Source organism: Xanthobacter autotrophicus (genome assembly GCF_030015065.1).
GTDB classification, from domain to species: domain Bacteria; phylum Pseudomonadota; class Alphaproteobacteria; order Rhizobiales; family Xanthobacteraceae; genus Xanthobacter; species Xanthobacter autotrophicus_D.
Genome location: NZ_JAIVFN010000521.1, coordinates 1 through 403, shown reverse-complemented (window position 1 = coordinate 403; position 403 = coordinate 1). Strand labels below are relative to the sequence as shown.

Below are 403 nucleotides of genomic sequence, written 5' to 3'. Positions count from 1 at the left end.
ATCACCACCGTGTGGCAGATCTCGCAATCGGCGCAGGCGGCATGCGCGGCGTGGTCGCCGGAGGCGGCGCTGCAGGCCGTGGGGAGTAGGGCGTGGGTGGCGGACTCGCCATGGCATGCGTGCTCAGCGTGCTCAGCGTGCGACGACACCGCACTGCCCGCGTGCGGCACCCCCGCCATCTGCGCGGCCATGGCCGGGCCCACGAGCCCGCGCAGGGCCATGAGCACGATCAGCGCGAAGAAGACGAGGCGGCGGCGCATGGGCCCGATGATACGGCGTGGCCGGCGGGCGCGGTCACACGGCCATGTAGCGGCCGGGGCGATGGTTCATGGCCAGCACCAGGTTGAGCGCGACGGCGCCCACGATGGACCAGAGCACCCGGCCCGGCTCGACGGTGAAGAGC

Annotated in this window: 1 protein-coding gene; it reads right to left on the bottom strand. The window is 73.0% G+C overall.

Features of this window, described 5'->3' with window-relative positions; genetic code table 11:
- The coding region (locus K9U40_RS24320) for a hypothetical protein (RefSeq protein ID WP_282892604.1) at positions 1-260 on the bottom strand (260 nt) is incomplete at its 3' end.
- Between the last annotated feature and the right edge of the window lie 143 nt (positions 261-403).